We start from the raw sequence: 22,288 nt of genomic DNA on the forward strand, positions 1-22,288 counted from the left end.
TAACCCTTAAAATATATCGAGATGATGAATAGGCCCACACCAGAAGACAATATAAACAAGGAATTGTCCCGGACATATTTCAATAATGCTTTTTCCGCCAGCGATAAGGCCAAAGCGGAAAGCTGCAGGACCCGCGCGAAAGGTGTCTCACGCAGGACCTTTATCTATAGGGCCCTTTTCGGCCTGGCGATATTGTCCCTGGCGGGGATGTCCTTGTTCTTCCTGCGTCAGGGTAAACTTATTTTGAACATCGACATAAAGGTCGAAAAACCCAACCTGACCGTGGTCAGGAACGTTACGGACAAACCCGGGGCCCCCGCCAAGGCAATGAAGATCTCTTCCCCCGAGAACATGCCTTTCCAGAACGCGTATACGATCTTCGACTTTGAGGGTGATGATGAAGGATGGGAAATACCTTCCTGGGCCATGGACAAACCCGATCATATCGCTACCGATGTTACCCGTATAAAGGATATCTCTACGAACGGTAAATACTCACTTATGATATCCGCCGTTTTCCCGGCTAATGCCTGGTCTGCGGCCCTCGTAGAAATACAGCAATATATGGACCTTTCCGGATACAATATTATCGCGACCGACATCCTCCTGCCTCCCGACGCCCCACAGGGATTACGGGCCAAATTGATCCTTACGGTCGGCGATGACTGGCGGTTCGTCGAAATGGCAAGGTCGTTCAAACTGACCCCTGGGGAATGGACCACGGTCTATGCGGACATCTCTCCCGGCAGCACCGCGTGGAAAAGGGTAAAAGTGGACGAAGTCTTCAGCTCCGACATAAGGAAGATCGCGGTAAGGATAGAATCCAACAAACCGCCTTATTCAGGCGATATTTACGTCGACAATATAAGAGCGGCGGTGGAATGATCCGGTGTCCGCGCGCATCCGTTACCCGAAAAGGTCTTTTCGGGCGGGTCTGGCCGTATCGGATACCGGGGGTATAGGCTCTTGTGCCGGTGTCTTAAGATAGTATTTCCTGTTCTTTATCGAAACGAAGTTACTCCAGGGTCTTCCTTCTTCAGCCTGGGCCGAACGTATCTCCTTAACGGCGTTCGCCTGCGACACCAGTTCATCGACCTGATAGACTATTGTCGCTTCCAGTGTCTTGGGCAATACAGGCGACTGCTGTTCATATTCCCCGTGATGGCTGAGCACAATATGGCAAAGATGCAGTGCCCTGTCATCCGGGAAATCCGTCAGGCTGTCTATCTTACTCTTCAATAGACCGTACCCTATGGCAATATGTCCAAGGAGCCCTCCCTCTTCGGTATATTCCATTTTTCTAGGGTCAAGTTCAAAGACCTTGCCTATGTCGTGAAGGAACGCGCCCATGATCGCCAGGTCCCTGTTCACATCGGGATAAAGTTCGCACATTTTATCCGTTATGAACATCACCTCATACGTATGTTCCGCCAAACCACCGATGTAAGCGTTATGCCAGCTTTTACCTCCTACGCCATCCATGAACGCCTTTATAAGGTCATCATCCGACATAAAAAGGTCCGCCAAAGCCTTCAGGGATGGATCTTTCAAGCCAGCCAGATACGACTTGATCCGGTTGAATATCTCTTCCCTGTTCTCGGCCACACGGACCATGTCCTCGTAAAGATATGCCCTGTCATCCGCGGGCTCCACCATGTCCACTTTAAGTTGTTTATCCTCCTTGAACTTAGACACACTGCCTTTCACGCGGACGATATCTCCTGTCTGTACGGCCTGGTCGAAATCTTCCGCGTTATCCCAGAGCCTTCCCTCTATCTTCCCGGTCTTGTCGGAAAGCCCCAGCTCCATGTAAGGCTTGTCGTATTTGGTGAGTTTCAGGTTCTTTTTGTTGAGCATGAAAAAAGAATCCACCCTGTCATTCACCTTAAGGTCCTGGATATACTGTTTGGCCATATATTTCCCTTTCCAGTTCTTGGTCCGCGTACCGTTAGTCCGGCCAGCAGATACCGTCAAAATCACAATGTAAACACCGGTCTTTCCCGTCCCTTTCGGGAAGTTTCTCAAAACGCAGTTCTTTGATCTCTTCCCATAGCCCCATGATCACCTTTTCCAGGTCATCCACCATATCGTCCGTGACCTCTATATCGATATCGCGATATTTCCCCTTCTCCAATCCGTCTATCTTCGTGTCCACTCCGGCCGGTTTGAGGAATTGTATAAGCGCCCTGGTAACCGGTCGTCCTCCCATAGAACCACGGTTCCTGTCAAATATCATCTTATACGCGATGACCTGTCGATAATAATCATCGCATTCATACATCGCCAGATCCCGGCATTTTCGTATCTTCTTAACATGGCCGTCCGGTTTACCCGTCTTATAATCCACCACCCGTACATTACCATCTGGCAGCATTTCGATCTTGTCGAAAGTCCCCGTGAAGACCGGTCCATCCGGCAGGAAGATGCTGAGTTCGGTCTCCAGGTACAAGGGTCTCACCGGCGACCGGGATTCCCTCTCATACCAGACCTTAAGACCTTCCATTTCCGAAAGGCATATCCTGCGCAACTCGTCACCCGGCCCCTGGAACGCGAGTTCCCTCAAGAATGCCCTCGAAAAGAATTCGAACAGAGGGAATTCACCTTTTTCCATGAAATAAGAATACACTTCTTCAAGGGCCTTGTGGGCGCAGTTCCCGAATACCAGATGTTGCGTCTTTTTTCCCGGCAGACGAAGCACATAATTATAGAAGAATTTCCTTTTGCAGCCTATATACGTGTTAAGCTTAGTAGGCGTAAGTTTCATGGTATTTATCTGCTCGCGAAGGATCCCCGGGACATCCCATTTTACCTCCCTTTCGGGAGACCCGGAAAGGAACGCGCCGTTGAAAACGCTTTCGTCCTCGGGCCCGCAAGACCGCGGGTCAAGGTCCACATCGCTCAAGAACCGGCTTATCGTATCTTTATCCTCCGGCGCGGCCGTATATATAAGATCGGCCTTTGCCCTTGTCGTCGCGACGTAAAAAAGACGAAGTTCATCATAGAAGTTCAAAAGCTTTAATTTCTTTTTCTCGTCAACCCTCTCCTTGCTCTTATAGATATCGGGTGGCAGTGGCACCACATCGGATTTACTCCTCACCGGCCAGCTTTTCTGCTCCAGGCAAAAGGGGATAAAGACCGTGTTGAACTCCAGTCCCTTGGAGCTATGGGCGGTATACACCCTGACCCCATCCTGGTTCATCGTAGCAAGCTCACCCTCCAGCGGCATACCATGTGTTTCCCTGACCTCCAGCTCATCCATGAGCTCTTTAAGCCGTAATCCGGGTCGGGCAAGAGTAGACTGCTTTATCATGTTCACAAAGGCGACCAAAGCGCGGAGATCCCGTACTTTCCATACAGGTTTATCGTCAAATTCCTCGAGTATGAAACTATAAAGTCCCATATCGGATATATACCCAAGCAGCACATCATGCACCGGACGCGTCCCCGCATCCTGAAGAAGCCTTCTTATCGCCCACGCGACCTTATGAAGCTTGTTGGGGGACGAAAGCTCAAGCTGTTTTGAAACGGCCAGGGAAGCCGAATCCTTTTCTGTGGGCGGAACATCCTTCTCCCACAGAAAGGCCCCGAGGAACTCCTGGTACAGGTTATGCCGCTTGCGAACGTCCGGGTCCTTGCGGGCGGCCTGTATGGCAAGGTCATTGGCGTACCCGACGACCTTAAGTATGTCACTTTGGTCGGCTCGCGCATAATCCGAGAACAATATGCTGTACAGCACCCTGGACTTCTCTTCCATGTCCTTAGGGTCAACATGCGCTAAGGACAACACATCCAGCATCTGCCTGGGCCTCTTCTCGGACCTTATATCTTCCTTCCCGTTGGGATTGCCGTCCGAAGCATACGGTATGCCCGCTTTCAGAAAGGCCTCTATCACTTTCTGACGTTGCCGGCGCCGTCTCACCAGGACAGCGATATTGTTGAATGGTCGGGACCTCTCTTCCTCCGATAAGGACATGTCCTCCCGCATGAAAGCCGCACGGGCCTTTATCTCGGTGGTCAGATAGGCCAGTTCCTCCTCCTCGGTGGAGAACTTGATAAAATCCACCTTAGTATCGTCGCGCTCCACAGCCGGCACAAGGTCCTTTACCTCCACCCTTTCCTCTCCTGGAAGCTTGGAGATGACCCTGGCGGCATGCTCAAGTATCCGTGATGAAGACCGGTAATTCTTCCTGAGTGTCACGGTCCTAAGGAACGGGAACCTGTCAGCAAGAACACGGAAATTCGAAAGGGTGGCTCCTTGAAAACGATAGATAGACTGGTCATCATCGCCCACACAACAGACATTGGGCTTCCCCCGCCCCGCGATGGAGAACAAAAGCTCCAGCTGAGCCCCATTCGTATCCTGATACTCATCCACCATTATATACCGGTACTGCCCGGAAAATTGTTCCCTGAGCTCCCTCTCGTTCCTCAAGGCGTCCAGGGCTATAAGTATCATATCGTCATAATCCTTGCGACCACGCTCGTCGAAAAGCACCTGACTTTCTTCGTTCTTCAATCTCTCGTATTTATCATATATTATCGAAAGGGCGCGTAACCTGCTTATATGTTTTTCCTCCAGGTTCACACCATCCGGCTTGAGGTCGGATATATGCGCCATTATATCCGCGGGTAGGATCCCTTCATTCTTGAGTTCGCTTATGCGGCTCCCGATCTCTCCCGCGTGTATATACGGTGCCCCGAACGGCCTCAGGGCCTCCACCCCATCGCTGTTATCGAGTATATATTGTATGGCCCGAACCCGCTCTATGTCGCTTATATCTATCTTGTCTTTTACGTACTTTATGGCATGTTCTGATTCCAGCACTATGGAATTCGCGAAGCTATGGAAGGTCTCCACCTCGACATTATATCCTTCATGCCCGATTATCGACACGAGCCGGTCCCTCATGGCCCTGGCGGCGGCGTTCGTGAATGTCAGTATAAGGATGTTCTCCGGGTCGGCTTTCTGGTCCAGTATGATCTTGGACGCGCGCACGGAAAGAAGCTGGGTCTTCCCGGTACCCGGTCCGGCAAGGACAAGAAGTACGCCTTCGGTCGAATCAACGGCCTCTTTCTGCTCGTCGTTCAACCTGGCGTAATGCGCGTTGAAAATGTCTGTTACGTTGTTTGAAGGCATGTCGGGACTATAACAATGTGCTTTTTTAGCCGTTCGCCAGTTGAAAAACGCCGTTCAGGGCGAACAAATTAGGCATAAACCTGACTATCCCATTATCCGAAAGGAACACTTGTTTCTCTATTTTGATGTTCCTTTCCCGGCAGAACCGTATGAAATCCTTAATGCTAAGAAAATGAAGGTTAGGCGTATCGTGCCAGGAATACGGCAGCGAAGGAGTAACAGGCACATGCCCTCCAAAGAATATCTGCAACCTTGCCCTGTAATAACAGAAATTCGGGAACCCGATGATCACCCTTTTCCCTATGCGCAAGGCCTCGGAGATCGCCTCTTTGGGCCTATGGACCTGTTGCATGCTCTGGTTGAAGATAACATAATCGAACATCTTGTCCGGGTATTCCCTGAGGCCGGTATCAATATCACCGTGCGAAACGCTCAGGCCTTTTTCGACACACTTATATATCGCCTCTTCGCTTATTTCAACACCGCTGCCACGTACTCCCTTGCTCTCGACAAGGTATTCCAACAGGTCCCCGTCACCACAGCCCATATCCAGCACCATGGCCCCCGCCCCGATCATCTCGCCGATCACCTTGTGGTCGAGCCTTAGGTCTTCTTTTCTCTTGCTTATCATATCCTATTCCTTGACCTTCTTGAACGTGTTATCGAGAAAATGGCTTATCAGCTTGCTCTCCTCGTTGAATGTAAGCAGGAACGAATCGTGCCCATATTCGCTGGTCACCTCACAATATGTGACATCTATGCCGTTCATCTTGAGCGCACGGACTATCTCTTTGGATTGCACTGGCGGATATAACCAGTCTGAACTGAACGCTATGACCAGGAATCTCGACCCAACGCCCTTGAACGCCTGGGGCAGGGCTCCCCCCTTACCAAGGTCGAAATAATCCATGGCTTTCGTCAAATACAGATAACTATTAGCATCGAACCTTTTGACAAAACTGTCGCCACGGTACCTGAGATAGCCCTCTACCTCGAACTCGGTGGAGAACTCATACCCGAGCTCTCCCTTTTTCAGCATCCTGCCGAATTTCTTTTCCATGGAATCACAGCTCATATATGTTATATGCCCTACCATACGCGCCACCGCAAGCCCCGCCGACGGGTGCTCCCCCTGGTAATAATCCCCGCCTTTCCAGGCAGGATCGGACATGATGGCCTGCCGGCCGACCTCGTCAAAAGCGATCTGTTGGGCGGAATGTTTATAGGTCGTTGCTATCGGCATACATGAAACTACTCTCTCCGGATAGGATATAGCCCACTGCAAAGCCTGCATGCCCCCCATGGACCCTCCGCATACCGCCAAAAGCCTTTCTATCCCCAGATGGTCCACGAGCGTCCTCTGGGCGTTCACCATATCCTTCATAGATACGATGGGAAAGCTCAACCCGTATGGTTTCCCTGTCGCGGGATCTATGCTGTTAGGCCCACTGGACCCCTTACATCCCCCGATAACATTCGAGCATATTATGAAATATCTATCCGTATCGAACGCTTTACCTGGCCCGATCATCTCATCCCACCATCCGGGCTTCTTGTCTCCCTTATGGTATCCGGCCGCATGGGCGTCCCCCGAAAGCGCATGACATATCAGCACCGCGTTAGACCTGGAAGCGTTAAGCTTACCATAGGTCTCATACGCGATCTTCAGTTCTTTTAATTTTAACCCGCTTTCCAGACGAAAGGTCTCTTTATCGGGCAAATTGTAGTATACGGTCTCGACAGTACCTGATCCGTCGGCCCTTTTTTTTTCCGGCATATCGTCCTTTTTATCGTTGTGGCGGGACCCTTTAGTCCCGGCCTATACTCCGTCATTGAAAAGCCATGTGCTAAGATATCTCTCGCCCGTATCACAAAGTATGGTAACTATTGTCTTTCCTCTGTTCTCTTCGGTCGCCGCCAGTTTTACACTCGCGGCCACATTGGCCCCCGAGGATATCCCCACGAGAATGCCTTCCTCTTTCGCCAATCTGCGGGCATGATCACCGGCCTCCTCATCTTGAATCGTTATTATCTCATCTATCAATTCTTTTTTCAAGACCTTAGGCACGAACCCTGCTCCAATACCCTGTATCTTGTGCGGCCCCGGCATCCCTCCGGAAAGTACCGGCGATGTGGCAGGTTCTACCCCTATTATCCGTATAAGCGGGTTATTTTCCTTAAGCACGCTACCAATACCTGTTATTGTGCCTCCCGTACCTATCCCCGCGACCAGTATATCGACCTTGCCTTCGGTATCCTCCAGTATCTCCAGGGCCGTGGTCCTTCTGTGGGCTTCGGGATTAGCGGGGTTCTCGAACTGCTGCGGCATGAACGCGCCAGTAGTCTGGGAGACCAGTTCCTCCGCCCTTTCAACCGCCCCTTTCATGCCTTTTTCTCCCGGCGTAAGGATGACCTCGGCCCCGAATATGCGCAGGAGCGCCCGTCTTTCCGCGCTCATCGTATCAGGCATGGTCAATATGAGCTTATATCCCTTGGCGGCACACACGAAAGCCAGGGCAATACCCGTATTCCCACTTGTGGGTTCGATTATCACGGCGCCCTTCTTCAGCCTACCATCTTTTTCCGCCGCTTCTATCATGGCCAGCCCGATCCTGTCCTTTACGCTTCCCAGGGGGTTAAAGAACTCCGCCTTGGCCAGTATCTCCGCCGGGAGCCCGGCACATATCCTTTTGAGCCTTAGAAGCGGTGTTCTCCCTATCGTCCTGGTGATATCATCGTATATGTTCATTTGAACCTCCGTATACGTTGCCCGTTCATACCTTTTCAAGGGCCTGTTCCAGGTCCGCCACAAGGTCCGCGACATCCTCTATCCCTATGGATAATCTGATAAAATCATCGGACACACCCGCGGCTTTACGTTCCTGGTCGGTTAACTGCTGGTGAGTAGTGGACGCGGGATGTATCGCCAGGCTTTTAGCGTCACCTATATTGGCCAGATGGCTGAAAAGCCTGAGCGAATTGATGAACTTCTTTCCCGCCTCAAGTCCGCCTTTTATCCCGAAGCCCAGAAGCCCTGAATACCAACCGTTCCGGAAGTATTTACTGGCTACGGCATGCTGCGGATGGTCTTCCAGCCCGGGGTAATTCACCCATGTCACTTTCTCATGCCCTTTCAGGAATCGCGCTATCCCCATGGCGTTCTCGCTGTGTCTCGGCATCCTGAGATGCAATGTCTCCAACCCCTGCAGGAACAGGAAAGCGTTGAAAGGGCTCATACAAGCGCCTATATCCCGAAGAAGGCTTAATCTCGCTTTAATAGCGAACACGATATTCCCCATACCGGGGACATCCCCGAAAGCCTCGGTGAACTTTATACCGTGATAACTGGGATCGGGTTCGGTGAACTGCGGGAACTTCCCTCCGGTCCAATCGAACCTGCCGGCATCAACGATCGCGCCGCCTATGGATGTCCCGTGCCCTCCTATATACTTCGTTGTTGAGTGTACGATTATATCCGCGCCATGCTCTATCGGATTGACCAGGAAAGGTGTACCGACAGTGTTATCGATGATAAGGGGGATACCGTTAGAATGGGCTATATCGGCGACCTTCCTTATGTCGAGCGCGTCAAGCCTGGGGTTCCCAAGCGTTTCGGAATACAGGGCCTTCGTACGCGATGTTATGGCTTTCCTGAAGTTCTCGGGATCCGTCGGGTCTACGAACTTGAATTTTATACCCAACTTCTGCAATGTATAATGGAACAACGTATATGTGCCTCCGTAAAGACTGCTGGAGGAGACCACTTCATCCCCCTCGGAAGCCAGGTTCAAAATACTTATCGTTATTGCGGATTGTCCGGATGCGGTAGCCAGACCAGCTACTCCTCCTTCAAGAGCCGCCAGCCGTTTCTCCAGCGCGTCGACCGTTGGGTTCATGATACGGGAATATATGTTCCCGAACTGTTTAAGTTCGAAGAGCTCAGCCGCGTGCGTAGTATCCTTGAAAACATAAGAAGCCGTCTGGTATAACGGCACGGCCCTGGCCCCGGTCACGGGATCGGGTTCATATCCCGCGTGTATACCTAAAGTACCTTTTCCCTTTTTGATATCTACCATGATCCCCTCCTGTACTGTTATCCTTTCATATTATATATGTCAAACCGTTCTCCGTCGCCCTGGCTTTCATCCCGGCCACCAGATCCTTTATCAGCTTGCGCGAAAGCAATTCCTTAAGTTCACCCTCAACCGCGCCAAGGATATCGACCATCACGTTGTCTATGATATTCCTGCCGGGTTCCGCAAGGGCCGGCAATATCCTTATCTCTTTTCCCGTCAAACTTAATACATCCATGATCGACATATTTGATACGTCCTTGATCAGCCGGTATCCCCCTCCCGGACCCCTCTTACTGCCAAGGATGCCTTTATTCTTCAACGCCAACAGCACCTGCTCAAGCACCTTTATGGATATGCCCGTTCTCCTGGCTACTTCTTTTATGGAAAAATCCTTCTGCCCGCTGAAAGCGAACAGCGTGATGATCTTCAAAAAATAATATACTTTTTTTTCGAGCATAATAATTCTCCTATTTCCATATAGACATTTAGAGAATACCATGTTTCCGATCTTCTGTCAACAAAAAAACGGCCCGGCATTCAACCGGGCCGCAAAAAACCATGTCATCGAACAGCCTATTCAGGGAACCAGTATTTTTCGTCATTGACCCGATCTTCCCTTATGGGAAGTATCCTGGAATTCCTGCCGAAAATATACCCCGTACCATAAAAGTCCCTGAACTTGTAGAGCAGTTCCTTCCACATATAATAGGTCAATATTTCCCAGAAAGGCGGTGTTACTTTACGCACTTCATACGTAACATAGTCATTATTGACCATTACCCTCACATAATGCAGATAGCCTCCGTCAGACTCCGGGATCTCTATTAGCATGCCCCCGCCCCCAGAAACGATATAATCCACACCATCGAACTCCGCGTGCTTGAACATATGCTTATGTCCGGAAAAGACCATATCGACCCCGTAAGCCGCGCATAATTTCCTGAACCGATACGCCCAGGGAGAATTGTCCTCATTATACCATTCCTGCTGGTAAGGATCGAACGGCGGCTTATGTAATGTTACAAAAATATGGTCGTACGACTGTCCCTTCTTCAGTTCTTCCTCGAACCATTCGAACCGTTCCTCGGCAGGGTCTCCCCGACTGTTATTGAGGAGGATAAAATAAGAGTTCCTGTTGACAAAAGAAACATCAGCTTCGCCGCAATACTCCCTGAATAGTTTTTCATCGTCATGGTTGCCTATAGCCGATATAACAGGGTATTTGATGAGCGCCTGCATCTTCTTGTAGGCCTTAAAATGCCTCTCATTACCATCGAGGCTCACGTCCCCGGCATCAAGCACGAAATCGATAGGCACCTTCCGGAACCTGTCCTCCCGGTTCATCTGCCATATAAGCTTGAGCGTGGCCGAATCGTTGAACACCATGCCGTTATGGTTATCACCAAGAACAATGAAGGAAAAATACACGCCCTTGTTCCCTCCGAGTTCCCGTATGGCGGCCTGGTTGTTCTCTTCAGCCGGGGCGCCCTTGACGAACAGGAACGATATCATGGGTAGAAATGAGTACACGACAAGGGCCAACACCACGTAAACTATTATACGGACCATGTTAACGCGCCCCGTTTTCATACCAGTATCACTTATCCTTCCTGAGGTCCATAAGTTCTTCCCGCGGCACGCAAAACATCCTGCCTCCCAGATGATGCAGGGTAGACCCCGCGGATCCGGAGAACCTCCAATGCCCGTCGAATAGATCAGGACACGCGGCGGCATACAATACTTTCCCTATGATAATGTCATATGTGGCCCTGGTATGCTCGTCACGCACAAGAGAGCACTCAAGCCTCCCCAGGGCTCCCTCTACATACGGGGACGTGACCTTGCTTGCCTCGGACAAGCTCACGCCCGCTATCTTCGTCTTGTCGGTATCCTTCGCCGAGCAGGAACCACATTCCACCACGATCCCAGCCATATCCGGGGACGGTATGTTTATCACGAAATCACCGTTCTCAAGTATACATTTATGTATATAATGTCCCTCGCCCACCGTAAGCGCCACCATGGGCGGGTCCTTTGATATAGGCATATGCCACGCGACGGGAGTTATCCCCACATGGCCATCATTCACCGATGAGACCAGCACCACAGGCCCGTGATTAACAAGCCTCGTCGCCTGCGGTAAGGGTACTTCTTTCATCCTCATCTCGTTATCTCCACTATCTCGTATTCAATAACACCAGCAGGGACCTTCACCTGCACCACACCCCCGACCTTATGCCCAAGAAGCGCCTTCCCCACAGGAGAGGATATGGATATTTTATTCTCATCGAAATCTGACTCTTCTTCGGATACCAGCATATAGGTGTATTCATCCCCGCTCTTAAGGTCCCTGACCTTTACCGTGGCCCCTATAAGCGCCTCATCCCTGGCCATATTACTATCGTCGATTATTTCCGCGTGTATGAGCGTGTCTTCCAGCTCAGCTACTTTTTTTTCATTCATGGCCTGTGCCTCTTTCGCGGCATCATATTCAGCATTTTCGCTCAGATCACCATGGGAACGGGCTTCCGCAAGGTCTCTGGCTATCTGCCTCCGCCTCTCCCCCTTAAGATATTCAAGCTCCCTGCAGAGCCTGTCCCTTCCGTCCCTCGTAAGCCTTACACGATCCAACCCCATTACTCCTCCTCATTCTGCTTTTTTTCGGCATCCCATCCGGATAGCAGCCCTTCCTCGTCAATGTACAGGTAGATCTTGTCACCCTTGAAATAATCATCTTCGGAAGGCTTATACACCCACTTATCCGGGCCGGTCCCCCTGCCCTCAAGCACTATGACCGGCAAGCCATACTCACGCGAGATGTCCTCGCCTTTCTCTCCTGTCTTCAACTCCCCCGACATTATGGCCTTGTTTATGCGTTCAAAGCTTTTCGTTTCCTCTTTCAGCTCTTTCGCGAGCTCCGCGTTGCTTTGCGCGACCTTGATAAGCGTATCCAACCCGCCTTTGACCTTAACATACCTGATCTTTTCCGTTCGCTCCTTTTTCTTCGTCCTGTCCCGGACCTTGCGTTCCCTTGGCCCGCCATCAAGGTCCAGCCCGAACGCCATGGACGCGCACAGGAAGATCGAACACATCCCCACAACGATATGCATGACTTTACTTTTCATACTGTTCCACCATCTTATCCCGTCAACCCGCCCCCGAACACGCCCGGGTCAATCCTTGTCCTCTCCCTTACCCTTTTTCCGGGACTCCAGTAGCGCTTTCTCGAGTATGGTCCTCAGGTTATTGAGTTCGGCCCTCGAAAGGAGGAAATGCGACCGGACCTTTTTCTCGACCGCCTGTATCTCGAAAATGTCGTTCTCACGTATGTATCTGATGTTGATCCTCATCGAACCACTCATCCTTTGTTCTACTTATCTGCTCACAACAATTGGACCGCAAGGGATGCCAGAGAACTCCTCTCGCTTCTGGAGAACGTAACATGCCCGTACATGTTCTGTCCCTTCATCTTTTCAACACAGTAAGTAAGACCGTTGCTTGACGAATCAAGGTAAGGGCTGTCTATCTGGTAGGGATCCCCTGTAAGCACCATTTTCGTCCCCTCCCCGGCCCTGGAAAGTACGGTCTTGACCTCGTGCGGGGTCATGTTCTGTGCCTCATCGATTATGATGAACCTGTCCGGGATGCTTCTGCCACGCATGAACGTCATAGCTTCCAGTTCGATTATATCCTCTCTCATGTATTTCTCGACCTGCGCCTTGGTCTTGAGCTTATCCTCTTTATCCTTTTTCTCGGCGTTGCAGATATATTCCAGGTTGTCGAATATCGGGCCCATCCAGCTTTCCAGTTTTTCCTCTTTTGTTCCCGGTAGATATCCTATATCCCTGCCTAACGGCATTACGGGCCGCGAGACCAAAAGTCCCGCATATGACTTGTCCCTGACGACCTTCTGTAACCCGGCGGCTATGGCAAGCAGGGTTTTCCCCGTACCGGCCGGCCCGACAAGCGTGACAAGTTTTATGTCACTGTTAAGAAGGAGTTCAAGCGCCATGACCTGCTCCCTGTTCCGGGGACGTATGGACATAACGTTCATCTTGTTGAAAATCAGCGGCATGAGTATCCCGAACTCGCGTTTATAGCGGCCTATGGCCGTATGTTTCGGATCGTCCTTATCCACAAGAAGGGCGAACTCATTCTCCAGGAACTCATCTTCCGGCACCTTCAATTCCTTGTTCCGGAAAAAGGCGTCTATATCCTCGCGTGATACGTCAAAAGAATGCCACCCGCTGTACAACCTGTCCAGATCGACCTTTTCTTTCTCGAAATCTACGCTTTGCACTCCCAGCGCATCGGCTTTTATCCTCGCATTGATATCCTTGGAAACAAAAATAACGTTCTCGCCTTTTTGTTTTTCGGCATATGCCGTGATGATTATCCTGTTATCCACGATATCCGTGGACAGCCCAAGTTTAATGGCATCTTCCCTGCCCTGGAACATAAGCACCTTGAGAAGCCCCCCGTTGCTGAGAGGGAATCCCTTCCCCGGCTCACCTTTTCTGCGAAAACCGTCGAGCATACGTATGGCGATCCTGGCGTTCCGGCCCTTTTCATCATGGCTGCTCTTGAACGTATCCAGCTCCTCCAGCACTTCTATCGGTAGAACGACCGTATTGTCAGCGAAAGAAACAAGAGAACTAGGGTTATGAAGTATGACATTGGTATCAAGGACAAAAGTTTTTTTCAAGATGTATCCTTCCTTTCTGGTTTATTACGCGTCCGTCCGGACCTTACGATCAACGTACTTTCTGGACAAGCTCAGCGACCCTCCTGCCTAACTCGCGGCACTGTTCCTCGGCCCGCTTGTCCGGCCTGCCTATTGCCACCGTACCGTAATGACCGCCTTTTTCCATACCCTGCACGACCATGCCATGTATGAGCATCGCCGATAGGATGCTCAATATGGTGGTCTCGTTACCGCCCCCTATGTTGGCGGATGAAGAGAACGCCGCCCCCGCTCTTCCGACGAGCCTGCCATGGAGCACAACGGAATCGTCCAGTAGTTTCTTGATCTGATATGCCATGGTCCCGTAATATGTCGGGGAGCCTATTATCATACCATCAAAAGCCTCAAGCTCTTCCACCCGGAAGTCTTCCACCGAACGGACATCCACATCAGTGCCGGGGACATCCTTCGCTCCTTCAGAGACATATTCCGCCATTCGCTTCGTATTACCTGTACCGGAAAAATAAAGCACGATGATCTTTTTCATTGATCCTCCTCGTTTATTATTATAACTTTAAAATAATAATAATCAAATATATTAACGTCCGCCCTGATGCCCCGGCCGGAACCGCATGATCGCTGCCCATGCTCCCATTATCTTTCCTGTGACACTATGTTTATGTAAGCGTCAAAATCCATATGCCCTTTTATCTGCTTCTCGATGTAAGAGATGCGTTCCGAGTAATATGGATGGGTCCTATATGACGAATATTTCCGGCGTGGGCCTTTTTTACGTAGTTCCTGCATCTTTTTGAGCGCGTTCACCGCCTCTTCCGGGTCAAACCCGGATGCTTTCATGTATTTTACGGCCAGGAGGTCGGCCTGTTCCTCATCACTCCTGGAATACTCGGACATAAGCTGTCCTAAAGCCCTGTTGGCCTTCTGGAAATCTCCGGTCTCCTTGTTCATGTTCATACCCAGGAGCATCAAAAGGGTCGCGCCTATATCGCCCTGGAAACGCTTTATCGCGTGTTTGGCCTCAATATGGCCCATCTCATGGGCAAGCACGGACGCGATCTGTCCCTCATCCTCAAGAGCGTTCACCAGGTCGTCAAATATGTACACATATCCGCCCGGCGCGGCGAAAGCGTTATAAAAACGGTCTTTATCATGATTCAGGACCGTGAACGTATATATGATCTCTTTCCTGTCCGAAACTTCCGCCAGTTCCTCCCCGATGCCCTTCACCTTTTCCTCAAGCAAGGGATCTACAGGCATATCAAAATGTTTCAGCACTCGTCCGTGGAAACGCTTACCCATGGCCCTCTCTTTTTCCGGGGATATGAATATCACCTCCCTTTCATCCGTCGCCGGGTTCACTGTGGTGAACCCGGTCAAAAGGGGCAAAAGGACCGATAGCGTCAAGGCGAACGCGCCGACGTTCACAGGAAAACGACCCTCCCTCCGTACTTTATCCCGGGACATCATCAAGATCATCCTGCCCGCCCATTGGCGTTATGTAATCGAGTTTTATCCTGGAAAGCGCGTTCAATATATTGCTTTTAACATCCTGCTTCGGGCCTGACCTGTGCAGCTCGCTCAATATATTCTTTACGAGCTTTCTTTTTGAATCCCTGTTCCTGGCGCACTTCGACGAAATGACCGGAAGGGCGTTATCTCGGGCATACACCGCGAGCTCTTTTTCCTCCAGCAATATCAATGGCCTTATGATCGTTATCCGCCCATCAAAGAGTTCCTGTACCGGATTGATGCTGGATATCTCTCCGTTAAAGAACAGGTTCATCAATATGGTCTCGACAACATCATCTTTATGATGCCCTAAGGCCACTTTTTTAAACCCGATCTCTTCAGCTGTCTGGAATATCGCCTTCCGCCTGTTCCAGGCGCACCAGAAACAATCTTCGCGCTTTAATTTATTGTTTTCGGCTATCTTGATGCGTTTTATCACATATTCACACCCCAAGGACGTGAAGAACTTCTTAAGCTCATCCTCCTTGCCCTCCGGGTCCGGGTCATAATCCGTCAAGACATGGATAGCCTTGACCTCATAATCGATAGGGACCCACTTTTTCCTCATTTGCAAGATCCTCAAAAGCGACGAGCTGTCCTTCCCGCCGGATACCGCAACGAGTATCTTGTCCCCATCCCCTATCATATTGTATCGCGTTATCGCTTTACCCGCTCTTTTTTCCGTAAAATATCCTCGTCTGGGGCACATGCCTTTATCTCCGTATGTTATTTGTTGCTACATCCTCTACACTTACAAGCGAGGCGGTGACCTTGCCGAAAGGGATCTTGACGATCCCGTACAAGGGATATCGCCTGCTATCGGCGCTTACATACCCCCATGCCCGGCCCTTTTCATATCGTTTGCCGTCAAGTTCGACATATGGGCGTATCCGGAAAGCCGGTACCGCTTCCCCGTGAGGCAAAGTGACCACCTCTATCTTCTCGACCTCTGCCAATACATCATAGTTCTTCTCGTTCAGGTTCAGGGAAAAGGACACCTTTTCCCCCGCTTGAACGGGTCTTGTCATGAAATAACAGATCAGGCTGAGCGGATCCTGCACTTTTTCCCTTATCGGGCATTCCTTTACGGACCCATCCGTCAAGTTAGTGTATACCGCCGTCAAGGCCTTCATATCATACTCTACGATCACATGCTTTCGATAGCTGCCTTCTTTACGGTCCGCTTCGTATCTCGCGCTGATGAAGTCGGTCTTGTCCACATACGATATATAGACATCTTCGACCCTGTATATCTTCGACAAGAACTCATTGGACTCCGTAACGAGCTTTATCACCAGCACTTCACGGTCCATATAGGTCATGACCCCTTCCGTCCAGGCCATGACCCTGCCTACAGGTATCCCGTTCCAGGCCACAAGATAAGTGAACTTCTTGTCGACGGGGAAAGGGGTCTCAACGCTGATATCTGAAAACGCCTGTTTCTCGGAGATCCCTTTGTGCCTGTTGATACCGCTTATACCACCGGTACTCACACAGCCCGCCAACAAGGCGACCACGAGCATATAAGTTATCAGTTGAAATCTTCTCATATTATGCTATATATTATAGTAGAAGGAACACCATATGCCAATCCATATGGCAGTTAAACAATGGATCCGCTGATAAACAGTATCACCAACAGAAGAAGTGTACGCGAGTTCAACGGCGACCCGGTAGAGCGGCATAAGCTACTACTTTGCGCGGAAGCCGGCCGGATCGCCCCCTCCGCCTGCAATTCCCAACCATGGAAGTTCGTCATAGTCGACGACCCGGCAAAAAAGAGCTCATTGGCCCGCGTGGCCTTTGCCGGCGCGTACGGAATGAACTCTTTCGCCGCCAGGGCCGGAGCTTTTATCGTGATCGTATCCGAACCCCTTAAGATGGCCGCGAGTATAGGGCAATTGTTCAGGGGAACAGATTTCAGGCTTATGGACACCGGCATAGCCTGTGCCCACATAACGCTACAGGCCACGGAACTCGGGATAGATTCCTGCATATTGGGATGGTTCGACGAAAAAAAGACAAAAAAGATATTGCACATTCCCCCCACACGGAACGTACCCCTCATGATCGCGCTTGGATACGGAGTGACGGGACCGCGAGGCGAAAGATCCCTCAAGCCGAGGGAAGATACTATGTCCCTCAATACATATAAATAAAAAAGCCCTGTTCTTTACGAACAGGGCTTTTTTACAACGAACATCAATCCTTATCCGTAGGATACCAGAACGTGGCTATCTGCCACACTCCTCCGACGAACCTGGCTATTCCCCGTCCCACATCGTCGTTGGTCTTAGCGGTGCATTCGGGGTATGCCGGAGACCCCTTTGAATTAGTCTCGTTTATGTTGTTCGGAACTTCCACGTCACCGTAAACGATATCATCGAGACCTTTTCCCAGGTTCTTCAAGGGCTGGTTCGTCGAAGCCTGCGCACACGCGCACGCACCGAATATCATCGCCAGCACTATCACCGGTATCAGCAGTTTTTTACACATACTTCCCCCCTTTGTACGTTTGGCTGAAGTATATCCCATAGAAAAAACATTGTCAAGGCTCCCAGCCCCGTTGCTCATATTCTCTGGCTTATATCACACCCGCGAAAGCCAGAGCGGCAATGGTCTTGGCGTCACTTATCTTGCCGTTGCGGAACATATCCTTGACCCTGGACACAGGTAATTCCACTACCCTTATTAATTCGTCCCGGTCCTTCTCGACCTTCACCCTTGAAACACACCTGGCTTTATACACATGTATCTTTTCATCGGTAAAGCCGGGCGTAGTGTATATATATCCTATCTTCCGCAGGTCTTTTACCTCATAGCCGGTCTCCTCTGCGGCTTCCCTCATAGCACACACCCTTGGGGTCTCACCCGGGTCTATTTTCCCCGCCGGCAATTCCCATATGAACTTGTCGATAACACCTCGATACTGGCGGATAAAAACTATTTTCCCGTTACGGTATGGTAATACTATTGCGGCACCAGGATGCCCAACCTCCTCGAGCTCAACGGTAACCCCGTTAGGCATCCTGCGTTTTGTTCTATATACTTTCAATATCTTACCTGAATACATCTTTTCCCTGGATATAAGCATTTATCCTCACTTTCTTAAGGGTTTTGGCATGTACCGGAAAGGGGCCATGAACATATTATACACAAGGAGATAAAAGAAAAAAGGGGTGAGCCTAAAAAAGCCCACCCCTTCCAAGAATATCCTTTATCTATCAATTTTTGATGAAATCCAATATCGCTTCGTCCTTTTTCTTTTCCCATTCTTTCCTGAAATCGGACCTGTGCTTTGTTTTCAGCTCAGGCATCATCGTGTAAGAATCGCTCAGCCTCAGCTGTTTTGTCCCGGTTCCCGCGTTATCCTGAAGCTGCGGCGCTCCTATGAACATAAAACCGACGACCATGACCGTCAATACGGAGGCAAGCGTATATTTTCTCAGGCGATGCCTGTATAGCGGCGCGGAACCACATTTCATCGTCACCCCACCATCAACCTCGCCACGCAGATAATCCCCAGCAAGATTTATCGCCTCGTCTTTGCTGGAAGCGTCGCATACTATTTCTATCAACGTCCTGTATCTCATGCGTCCTCCATATTATATGTCACTATTTGTAAATTAACATGTATATATTTATTTCAAGTCTACACCTCTGGGCAGAAATTGTCAACTAGCTTTTTTATATATTACAGCATTTAGCCTGTTTTTACCAGATCCTTGATCAATAAGACTATTGAAGGATAAAAAAATATTTTAACTTTTTTTTGTTACAACTATGGGCATACCATATAATTGTCGGACAGATCAAGAGCGAGGAAACTATAGACACTTTATGCTCTAATAGAGGATAAGACTTCTCTCATTTCAGCGTAAATGCCAGTGTTCGCCGCGAGTATCTCTTTATCATAAATATCAAAATCCTTGCCATCCAATGTTGAGACCAACCCTCCTGCTTCCCTTACGATAAGCTGTCCGGCGGCCGTATCCCACGGCGATAGGTTGAACTCCCAGTACCCGTCGAACCTTCCGCATGCCACATAACACAGGTCAAGCGCCGCAGAACCGGCTCTTCTGACCGCCTGCGCTTTTTTTAGCATAATGTCGAAATATTTGACGTTCGAAGACTTTTCCGACAGGTCATACGCGAACCCTGTTGCCATAAGCGCGTCCGTCATGCGGGAAATATGTGAAACTCCTATCTTTTTACCGTTAAGGAACGCCCCGCCCTTATCCAGCGCGGTGAATAACTCTTTCCGGCACGGATCATACACCGCTCCGACTTTTACGCTTTTCCCGTATATTACCCCGATGGAAACACAGAAGAACGGGAACCCATGAGCATAGTTCGTGGTCCCGTCTATAGGATCTATGACCCACTTGAAAGAGGACCCATCCGCCCCTACTTCTCCACCCTCTTCTGCCAATATCGAGTGCTCGGGATGCCTCTGCCTGATCATATCCGTTATCATCTTTTCAGAAGCCCTGTCAACATCCGTAACAAGGTTATTGAACGCGCCCTTATGCGATATCTGCTTATTTGTATCGACCCTTTCAAATATCATTCGCCCGGCTTCGGTCGCGGCCATTACGGCCGTTTCCAGTATATTCTTGTATTCTCCGTCCATTTAGCTCCTTTTGCCCCCGCGTCCATGGCCTAGCGGACAACCATCACACCGTGGGTTCGTCCTGCAAAATATTTTCGCTGTCTCCACGATAAGGGCATGATACTGGTTGAACCGGCGTACTCGGCCTTCCAGGGCCCTCATAACAACAACCTGTATTGTATCATATGTGTCCCTTTCGTCAACAATACCGTGCCGGGTAAATATCCTCCGAGTATACGCGTCAACCACGAAGATCGGCTTGTTCAACGCGTATAGCAATATCGAGTCAGCCGTCTCCGGGCCGATACCCTTGATCGCGAGAAGCTTCTCGCGCAGTCCCTTTAAAGGCTTCCTCCGGAGCTTTCCGATATCCCCCCCGCACTCCTCCCGCAGAAAGGCACACAGGCTCTTTAGCCTTTCCGCCTTAACACGAAAGAACCCCGAACATTGTATGGCCTTTTCGAGCTTACGTCTGTCCACGTTAAGTACTGCCATCGGATCCATCAACTTTTCTTTCTTCAGCCTAGATATGGCCCTTTCAACGTTCCTCCATGATGTGTTCTGGGTAAGCACCGCGCCGACCATGACCTCAAAACTGGTTTCCGCTGGCCACCACCCAAGGTCCCCGAAATGATCATCCATACGCTCGTACATGGCCCTTATCTGCCGGGGATCATCCTTCATTTGGACAGCTCCGGCATATCCCCGGACAACGATATCGCGTACTTCCGCGCGTTCTCTATACGCTCCGATATCGGAGGATGGTTATAAAATACGGCCTTTTGCAGCCGGGAAGGATCTGTTACGGAAAGATTGATCTCCGCGAGCTTTTCCATCATACCGATGAACGCTTCCGGATCACGCGTGATCCGGAGAGAAATATCATCCGCCTCTTTCTCGAGAGCGCATGAGAACAGGTTATATAGCGGCATTACGAGAAATCCGGCCACACTGGAAATGATGTATAAGAAAGGCAAGAGCCGCATGTCATATGCGGCACTGACCCCGGCAAGCTTAGTAATATAGGGAAAAATCACGGATAGCGCCCCGAAAGCCGCGAGGGTAAGTCCTCCCGAGAACGCTATAAGCTTCCATATATGGCCACGCATATGGTGCCCGAACTCATGGGCGACGACCGCCAGGACCTCCTCCCGGCCAAGATCATTTACGAGATTATCCGCCAGTATGACACGCCGGGTCGTGCCGATCCCCACAAGCGCCGCGTTCACCTTTACGGTCTTCCTGCTAAGATCGATCTTTGACACCGCGACCGTGCCTACTCCGGCCCTGAGGGCCATGGACTTGATCTCTCTCTCCAGAATAGGGTCGTCCAGCGGAACATATTTGAAGAATATAGGTATTACATATACAGGGAATATCCCGGCCATCAGTACGGAGAACCCCACCCACGATCCGGCAGATATGAGCCACCAGGCTCGGGGAAAACACCTCAAAACATAAAAAAATACCGTGGCACACCCTACAGACAGGAACAAGGACAACAAGGATGAACTTGCCTCATCCTTCATCCAGCCCAGGTATCCCTCACGGGAAAGCCCGAACCTGTGTTCCACCCGGAACGAGGAATAATAACGTATGGGAAGCTTTCCCATACGAACGAACAGAAAGAATATGAAGGAGAACACCAGATAAGAAAAAACCATTCCGGAACGGCCTGCCGTGATGACCCTACCCACCCGTTCCGCCAGAAAAATATGGAAGCAAAGAGCCAGTACCACCGAGGCAGCCAGGTCCACAAAGAACATTTTCGTCCGCACCGCGAAATACGCCCTGGCTTTTCCCTTGTCCATCTCTCCCGCCATTGTCCTCAATAAAAACCCAAGCCTTCAGGCTCCGATACCACGCCTCAAAGTATCACTTCTTTTTTTTCGGCCTGTTGATAGCGTCTATCCGCCTTTTAACCTTGTCTCCGTCATCGGCCAGTTTGGTAAGCCTTGTCTTGAACGGTTCCAGCCCGTCTATCTGCATTTCGCCACTGGATATCTTGCCAGCGACATATTTACCCAGCTCATGGTAAAGTTTCTCTTTTTCCAGGTTCTTCATCTGTAGCTCGATATGAGCCTGGGCCACTTTGTACATCTTTACCATATCCTTCTCAGCGGCTTTCATAGCCTTTGAAAGCTGGTTCCCGGTCTTCTGCATTACCGGTTGATACTTTTTGATCAGCTCGTTAACCTCATCCTTTTTCATCCCTGTCTCCTTTTTTGAGATATTTTACATCGCGTCGA

General features: G+C 50.2%; 25 protein-coding genes and 1 pseudogene. 2 read left to right on the forward strand and 24 right to left on the reverse strand.

Annotation, left to right across the window (positions count from 1 at the left end):
• Positions 1 to 21 precede the first annotated feature (21 nt).
• The gene (locus tag PHH49_03620) at positions 22 to 885 is read left to right on the forward strand and encodes a hypothetical protein (protein MDD5488038.1); all 864 of its coding nucleotides are present in this window, start codon (positions 22 to 24) and stop codon (positions 883 to 885) included.
• Positions 886 to 906: 21 nt separating this feature from the next.
• Here PHH49_03620 and PHH49_03625 read toward each other — a convergent pair whose 3' ends face one another.
• The 17 genes and pseudogenes from PHH49_03625 to PHH49_03705 form a co-directional block, all read right to left on the reverse strand.
• Complete coding sequence (locus PHH49_03625) at positions 907 to 1,914, reverse strand: HD domain-containing protein (GenBank protein MDD5488039.1); 1,008 nt, start codon at positions 1,912 to 1,914, stop codon at positions 907 to 909.
• Between the two features lie 34 nt (positions 1,915 to 1,948).
• The gene (locus tag PHH49_03630; GenBank protein MDD5488040.1) at positions 1,949 to 5,137 is read right to left on the reverse strand and encodes an ATP-dependent DNA helicase; all 3,189 of its coding nucleotides are present in this window, start codon (positions 5,135 to 5,137) and stop codon (positions 1,949 to 1,951) included.
• A 25-nt stretch (positions 5,138 to 5,162) separates the two neighbouring features.
• Positions 5,163 to 5,768 (reverse strand): methionine biosynthesis protein MetW, encoded by a 606-nt coding sequence (metW, locus tag PHH49_03635; GenBank protein MDD5488041.1) that lies wholly within the window; start codon positions 5,766 to 5,768, stop codon positions 5,163 to 5,165.
• A gap of 24 nt (positions 5,769 to 5,792) precedes the next feature.
• Positions 5,793 to 6,914 (reverse strand): annotated as a pseudogene (locus PHH49_03640) (homoserine O-acetyltransferase).
• A gap of 42 nt (positions 6,915 to 6,956) precedes the next feature.
• On the reverse strand, positions 6,957 to 7,886 hold the full coding sequence (gene cysK, locus PHH49_03645) for a cysteine synthase A (GenBank protein ID MDD5488042.1): 930 nt from the start codon (positions 7,884 to 7,886) through the stop codon (positions 6,957 to 6,959).
• A 25-nt stretch (positions 7,887 to 7,911) separates the two neighbouring features.
• Entirely contained in the window at positions 7,912 to 9,213 is a 1,302-nt protein-coding gene (locus PHH49_03650; protein MDD5488043.1) for an O-acetylhomoserine aminocarboxypropyltransferase/cysteine synthase, read from the reverse strand.
• A gap of 25 nt (positions 9,214 to 9,238) precedes the next feature.
• Positions 9,239 to 9,670 carry an Rrf2 family transcriptional regulator gene (locus tag PHH49_03655; GenBank protein MDD5488044.1) on the reverse strand — a complete coding sequence of 144 codons (432 nt, stop codon included), beginning with the start codon at positions 9,668 to 9,670 and terminating at the stop codon, positions 9,239 to 9,241.
• Between the two features lie 116 nt (positions 9,671 to 9,786).
• A complete protein-coding gene (locus tag PHH49_03660) occupies positions 9,787 to 10,803 on the reverse strand; it encodes a metallophosphoesterase family protein (GenBank protein MDD5488045.1) in 1,017 nt (338 codons plus the stop codon).
• Between the two features lie 7 nt (positions 10,804 to 10,810).
• A complete protein-coding gene (locus PHH49_03665; GenBank protein ID MDD5488046.1) occupies positions 10,811 to 11,377 on the reverse strand; it encodes a flavin reductase family protein in 567 nt (188 codons plus the stop codon).
• Positions 11,374 to 11,850, reverse strand: a complete 477-nt coding sequence (gene greA, locus PHH49_03670) for a transcription elongation factor GreA (protein ID MDD5488047.1) — start codon at positions 11,848 to 11,850, stop codon at positions 11,374 to 11,376. The genes PHH49_03665 and greA overlap by 4 nt, the downstream gene beginning before the upstream one ends.
• The gene (locus PHH49_03675) at positions 11,850 to 12,338 is read right to left on the reverse strand and encodes a hypothetical protein (GenBank protein ID MDD5488048.1); all 489 of its coding nucleotides are present in this window, start codon (positions 12,336 to 12,338) and stop codon (positions 11,850 to 11,852) included. Before PHH49_03675 ends, greA begins: the two co-directional genes overlap by 1 nt.
• A 48-nt stretch (positions 12,339 to 12,386) precedes the next feature.
• Positions 12,387 to 12,563, reverse strand: a complete 177-nt coding sequence (locus PHH49_03680) for a hypothetical protein (protein MDD5488049.1) — start codon at positions 12,561 to 12,563, stop codon at positions 12,387 to 12,389.
• Between the two features lie 32 nt (positions 12,564 to 12,595).
• A complete protein-coding gene (locus PHH49_03685; protein ID MDD5488050.1) occupies positions 12,596 to 13,918 on the reverse strand; it encodes a PhoH family protein in 1,323 nt (440 codons plus the stop codon).
• A gap of 49 nt (positions 13,919 to 13,967) precedes the next feature.
• On the reverse strand, positions 13,968 to 14,444 hold the full coding sequence (locus PHH49_03690; protein ID MDD5488051.1) for a flavodoxin domain-containing protein: 477 nt from the start codon (positions 14,442 to 14,444) through the stop codon (positions 13,968 to 13,970).
• Positions 14,445 to 14,551: 107 nt separating this feature from the next.
• On the reverse strand, positions 14,552 to 15,394 hold the full coding sequence (locus PHH49_03695; GenBank protein ID MDD5488052.1) for a M48 family metalloprotease: 843 nt from the start codon (positions 15,392 to 15,394) through the stop codon (positions 14,552 to 14,554).
• Positions 15,369 to 16,136 (reverse strand): ATP-binding protein, encoded by a 768-nt coding sequence (locus PHH49_03700; protein MDD5488053.1) that lies wholly within the window; start codon positions 16,134 to 16,136, stop codon positions 15,369 to 15,371. The genes PHH49_03695 and PHH49_03700 overlap by 26 nt, the downstream gene beginning before the upstream one ends.
• A gap of 4 nt (positions 16,137 to 16,140) precedes the next feature.
• Positions 16,141 to 16,977 (reverse strand): DUF3108 domain-containing protein, encoded by an 837-nt coding sequence (locus tag PHH49_03705; GenBank protein ID MDD5488054.1) that lies wholly within the window; start codon positions 16,975 to 16,977, stop codon positions 16,141 to 16,143.
• Between the two features lie 60 nt (positions 16,978 to 17,037).
• On the opposite strand from PHH49_03705, the gene PHH49_03710 reads away from it, so the two are divergent.
• Entirely contained in the window at positions 17,038 to 17,586 is a 549-nt protein-coding gene (locus PHH49_03710) for a nitroreductase family protein (protein ID MDD5488055.1), read from the forward strand.
• A gap of 43 nt (positions 17,587 to 17,629) precedes the next feature.
• Here PHH49_03710 and PHH49_03715 read toward each other — a convergent pair whose 3' ends face one another.
• The 7 genes from PHH49_03715 to PHH49_03745 all read right to left on the reverse strand — a co-directional run bounded on the left by PHH49_03715 (position 17,630) and on the right by PHH49_03745 (position 22,250).
• A complete protein-coding gene (locus PHH49_03715; GenBank protein ID MDD5488056.1) occupies positions 17,630 to 17,923 on the reverse strand; it encodes a hypothetical protein in 294 nt (97 codons plus the stop codon).
• 88 nt (positions 17,924 to 18,011) lie between these two features.
• Positions 18,012 to 18,521, reverse strand: coding sequence for an NUDIX hydrolase (locus PHH49_03720; GenBank protein MDD5488057.1), 510 nt, complete (start codon positions 18,519 to 18,521; stop codon positions 18,012 to 18,014).
• Between the two features lie 130 nt (positions 18,522 to 18,651).
• Positions 18,652 to 19,020: a hypothetical protein gene (locus PHH49_03725; GenBank protein ID MDD5488058.1), complete on the reverse strand. Its 369-nt coding sequence runs from the start codon at positions 19,018 to 19,020 to the stop codon at positions 18,652 to 18,654.
• A 245-nt stretch (positions 19,021 to 19,265) separates the two neighbouring features.
• Positions 19,266 to 20,060: an inositol monophosphatase family protein gene (locus PHH49_03730; GenBank protein ID MDD5488059.1), complete on the reverse strand. Its 795-nt coding sequence runs from the start codon at positions 20,058 to 20,060 to the stop codon at positions 19,266 to 19,268.
• Positions 20,061 to 20,723, reverse strand: a complete 663-nt coding sequence (locus tag PHH49_03735) for an endonuclease III domain-containing protein (protein ID MDD5488060.1) — start codon at positions 20,721 to 20,723, stop codon at positions 20,061 to 20,063. It abuts the gene before it with no gap.
• On the reverse strand, positions 20,720 to 21,850 hold the full coding sequence (locus PHH49_03740; GenBank protein MDD5488061.1) for a M48 family metalloprotease: 1,131 nt from the start codon (positions 21,848 to 21,850) through the stop codon (positions 20,720 to 20,722). The genes PHH49_03735 and PHH49_03740 overlap by 4 nt, the downstream gene beginning before the upstream one ends.
• Positions 21,851 to 21,914: 64 nt before the next feature.
• Positions 21,915 to 22,250, reverse strand: a complete 336-nt coding sequence (locus PHH49_03745) for a hypothetical protein (protein ID MDD5488062.1) — start codon at positions 22,248 to 22,250, stop codon at positions 21,915 to 21,917.
• Positions 22,251 to 22,288 lie beyond the last annotated feature (38 nt).

The sequence above is a fragment of the Candidatus Omnitrophota bacterium genome (assembly GCA_028715965.1).
Classification (GTDB): domain Bacteria; phylum Omnitrophota; class Gorgyraeia; order Tantalellales; family Tantalellaceae; genus JAQUQS01.

Excerpts from the sequence above, each read along its gene's own strand:
- PHH49_03620 (MDD5488038.1), top strand. The coding sequence starts at position 22 with ATGATGAATAGGCCCACACCAGAAGACAATATAAACAAGGAATTGTCC.
- PHH49_03625 (MDD5488039.1), bottom strand. The coding sequence starts at position 1,914 with ATGGCCAAACAGTATATCCAGGACCTTAAGGTGAATGACAGGGTGGAT.
- PHH49_03630 (MDD5488040.1), bottom strand. The coding sequence starts at position 5,137 with ATGCCTTCAAACAACGTAACAGACATTTTCAACGCGCATTACGCCAGG.
- metW (MDD5488041.1), bottom strand. The coding sequence starts at position 5,768 with ATGATAAGCAAGAGAAAAGAAGACCTAAGGCTCGACCACAAGGTGATC.
- cysK (MDD5488042.1), bottom strand. The coding sequence starts at position 7,886 with ATGAACATATACGATGATATCACCAGGACGATAGGGAGAACACCGCTT.
- PHH49_03650 (MDD5488043.1), bottom strand. The coding sequence starts at position 9,213 with ATGGTAGATATCAAAAAGGGAAAAGGTACTTTAGGTATACACGCGGGA.
- PHH49_03655 (MDD5488044.1), bottom strand. The coding sequence starts at position 9,670 with ATGCTCGAAAAAAAAGTATATTATTTTTTGAAGATCATCACGCTGTTC.
- PHH49_03660 (MDD5488045.1), bottom strand. The coding sequence starts at position 10,803 with ATGAAAACGGGGCGCGTTAACATGGTCCGTATAATAGTTTACGTGGTG.
- PHH49_03665 (MDD5488046.1), bottom strand. The coding sequence starts at position 11,377 with ATGAGGATGAAAGAAGTACCCTTACCGCAGGCGACGAGGCTTGTTAAT.
- greA (MDD5488047.1), bottom strand. The coding sequence starts at position 11,850 with ATGGGGTTGGATCGTGTAAGGCTTACGAGGGACGGAAGGGACAGGCTC.
- PHH49_03675 (MDD5488048.1), bottom strand. The coding sequence starts at position 12,338 with ATGAAAAGTAAAGTCATGCATATCGTTGTGGGGATGTGTTCGATCTTC.
- PHH49_03680 (MDD5488049.1), bottom strand. The coding sequence starts at position 12,563 with ATGAGGATCAACATCAGATACATACGTGAGAACGACATTTTCGAGATA.
- PHH49_03690 (MDD5488051.1), bottom strand. The coding sequence starts at position 14,444 with ATGAAAAAGATCATCGTGCTTTATTTTTCCGGTACAGGTAATACGAAG.
- PHH49_03695 (MDD5488052.1), bottom strand. The coding sequence starts at position 15,394 with ATGATCTTGATGATGTCCCGGGATAAAGTACGGAGGGAGGGTCGTTTT.
- PHH49_03700 (MDD5488053.1), bottom strand. The coding sequence starts at position 16,136 with ATGTGCCCCAGACGAGGATATTTTACGGAAAAAAGAGCGGGTAAAGCG.
- PHH49_03705 (MDD5488054.1), bottom strand. The coding sequence starts at position 16,977 with ATGAGAAGATTTCAACTGATAACTTATATGCTCGTGGTCGCCTTGTTG.
- PHH49_03710 (MDD5488055.1), top strand. The coding sequence starts at position 17,038 with ATGGATCCGCTGATAAACAGTATCACCAACAGAAGAAGTGTACGCGAG.
- PHH49_03715 (MDD5488056.1), bottom strand. The coding sequence starts at position 17,923 with ATGTGTAAAAAACTGCTGATACCGGTGATAGTGCTGGCGATGATATTC.
- PHH49_03720 (MDD5488057.1), bottom strand. The coding sequence starts at position 18,521 with ATGCTTATATCCAGGGAAAAGATGTATTCAGGTAAGATATTGAAAGTA.
- PHH49_03725 (MDD5488058.1), bottom strand. The coding sequence starts at position 19,020 with ATGAGATACAGGACGTTGATAGAAATAGTATGCGACGCTTCCAGCAAA.
- PHH49_03730 (MDD5488059.1), bottom strand. The coding sequence starts at position 20,060 with ATGGACGGAGAATACAAGAATATACTGGAAACGGCCGTAATGGCCGCG.
- PHH49_03735 (MDD5488060.1), bottom strand. The coding sequence starts at position 20,723 with ATGAAGGATGATCCCCGGCAGATAAGGGCCATGTACGAGCGTATGGAT.
- PHH49_03740 (MDD5488061.1), bottom strand. The coding sequence starts at position 21,850 with ATGGACAAGGGAAAAGCCAGGGCGTATTTCGCGGTGCGGACGAAAATG.
- PHH49_03745 (MDD5488062.1), bottom strand. The coding sequence starts at position 22,250 with ATGAAAAAGGATGAGGTTAACGAGCTGATCAAAAAGTATCAACCGGTA.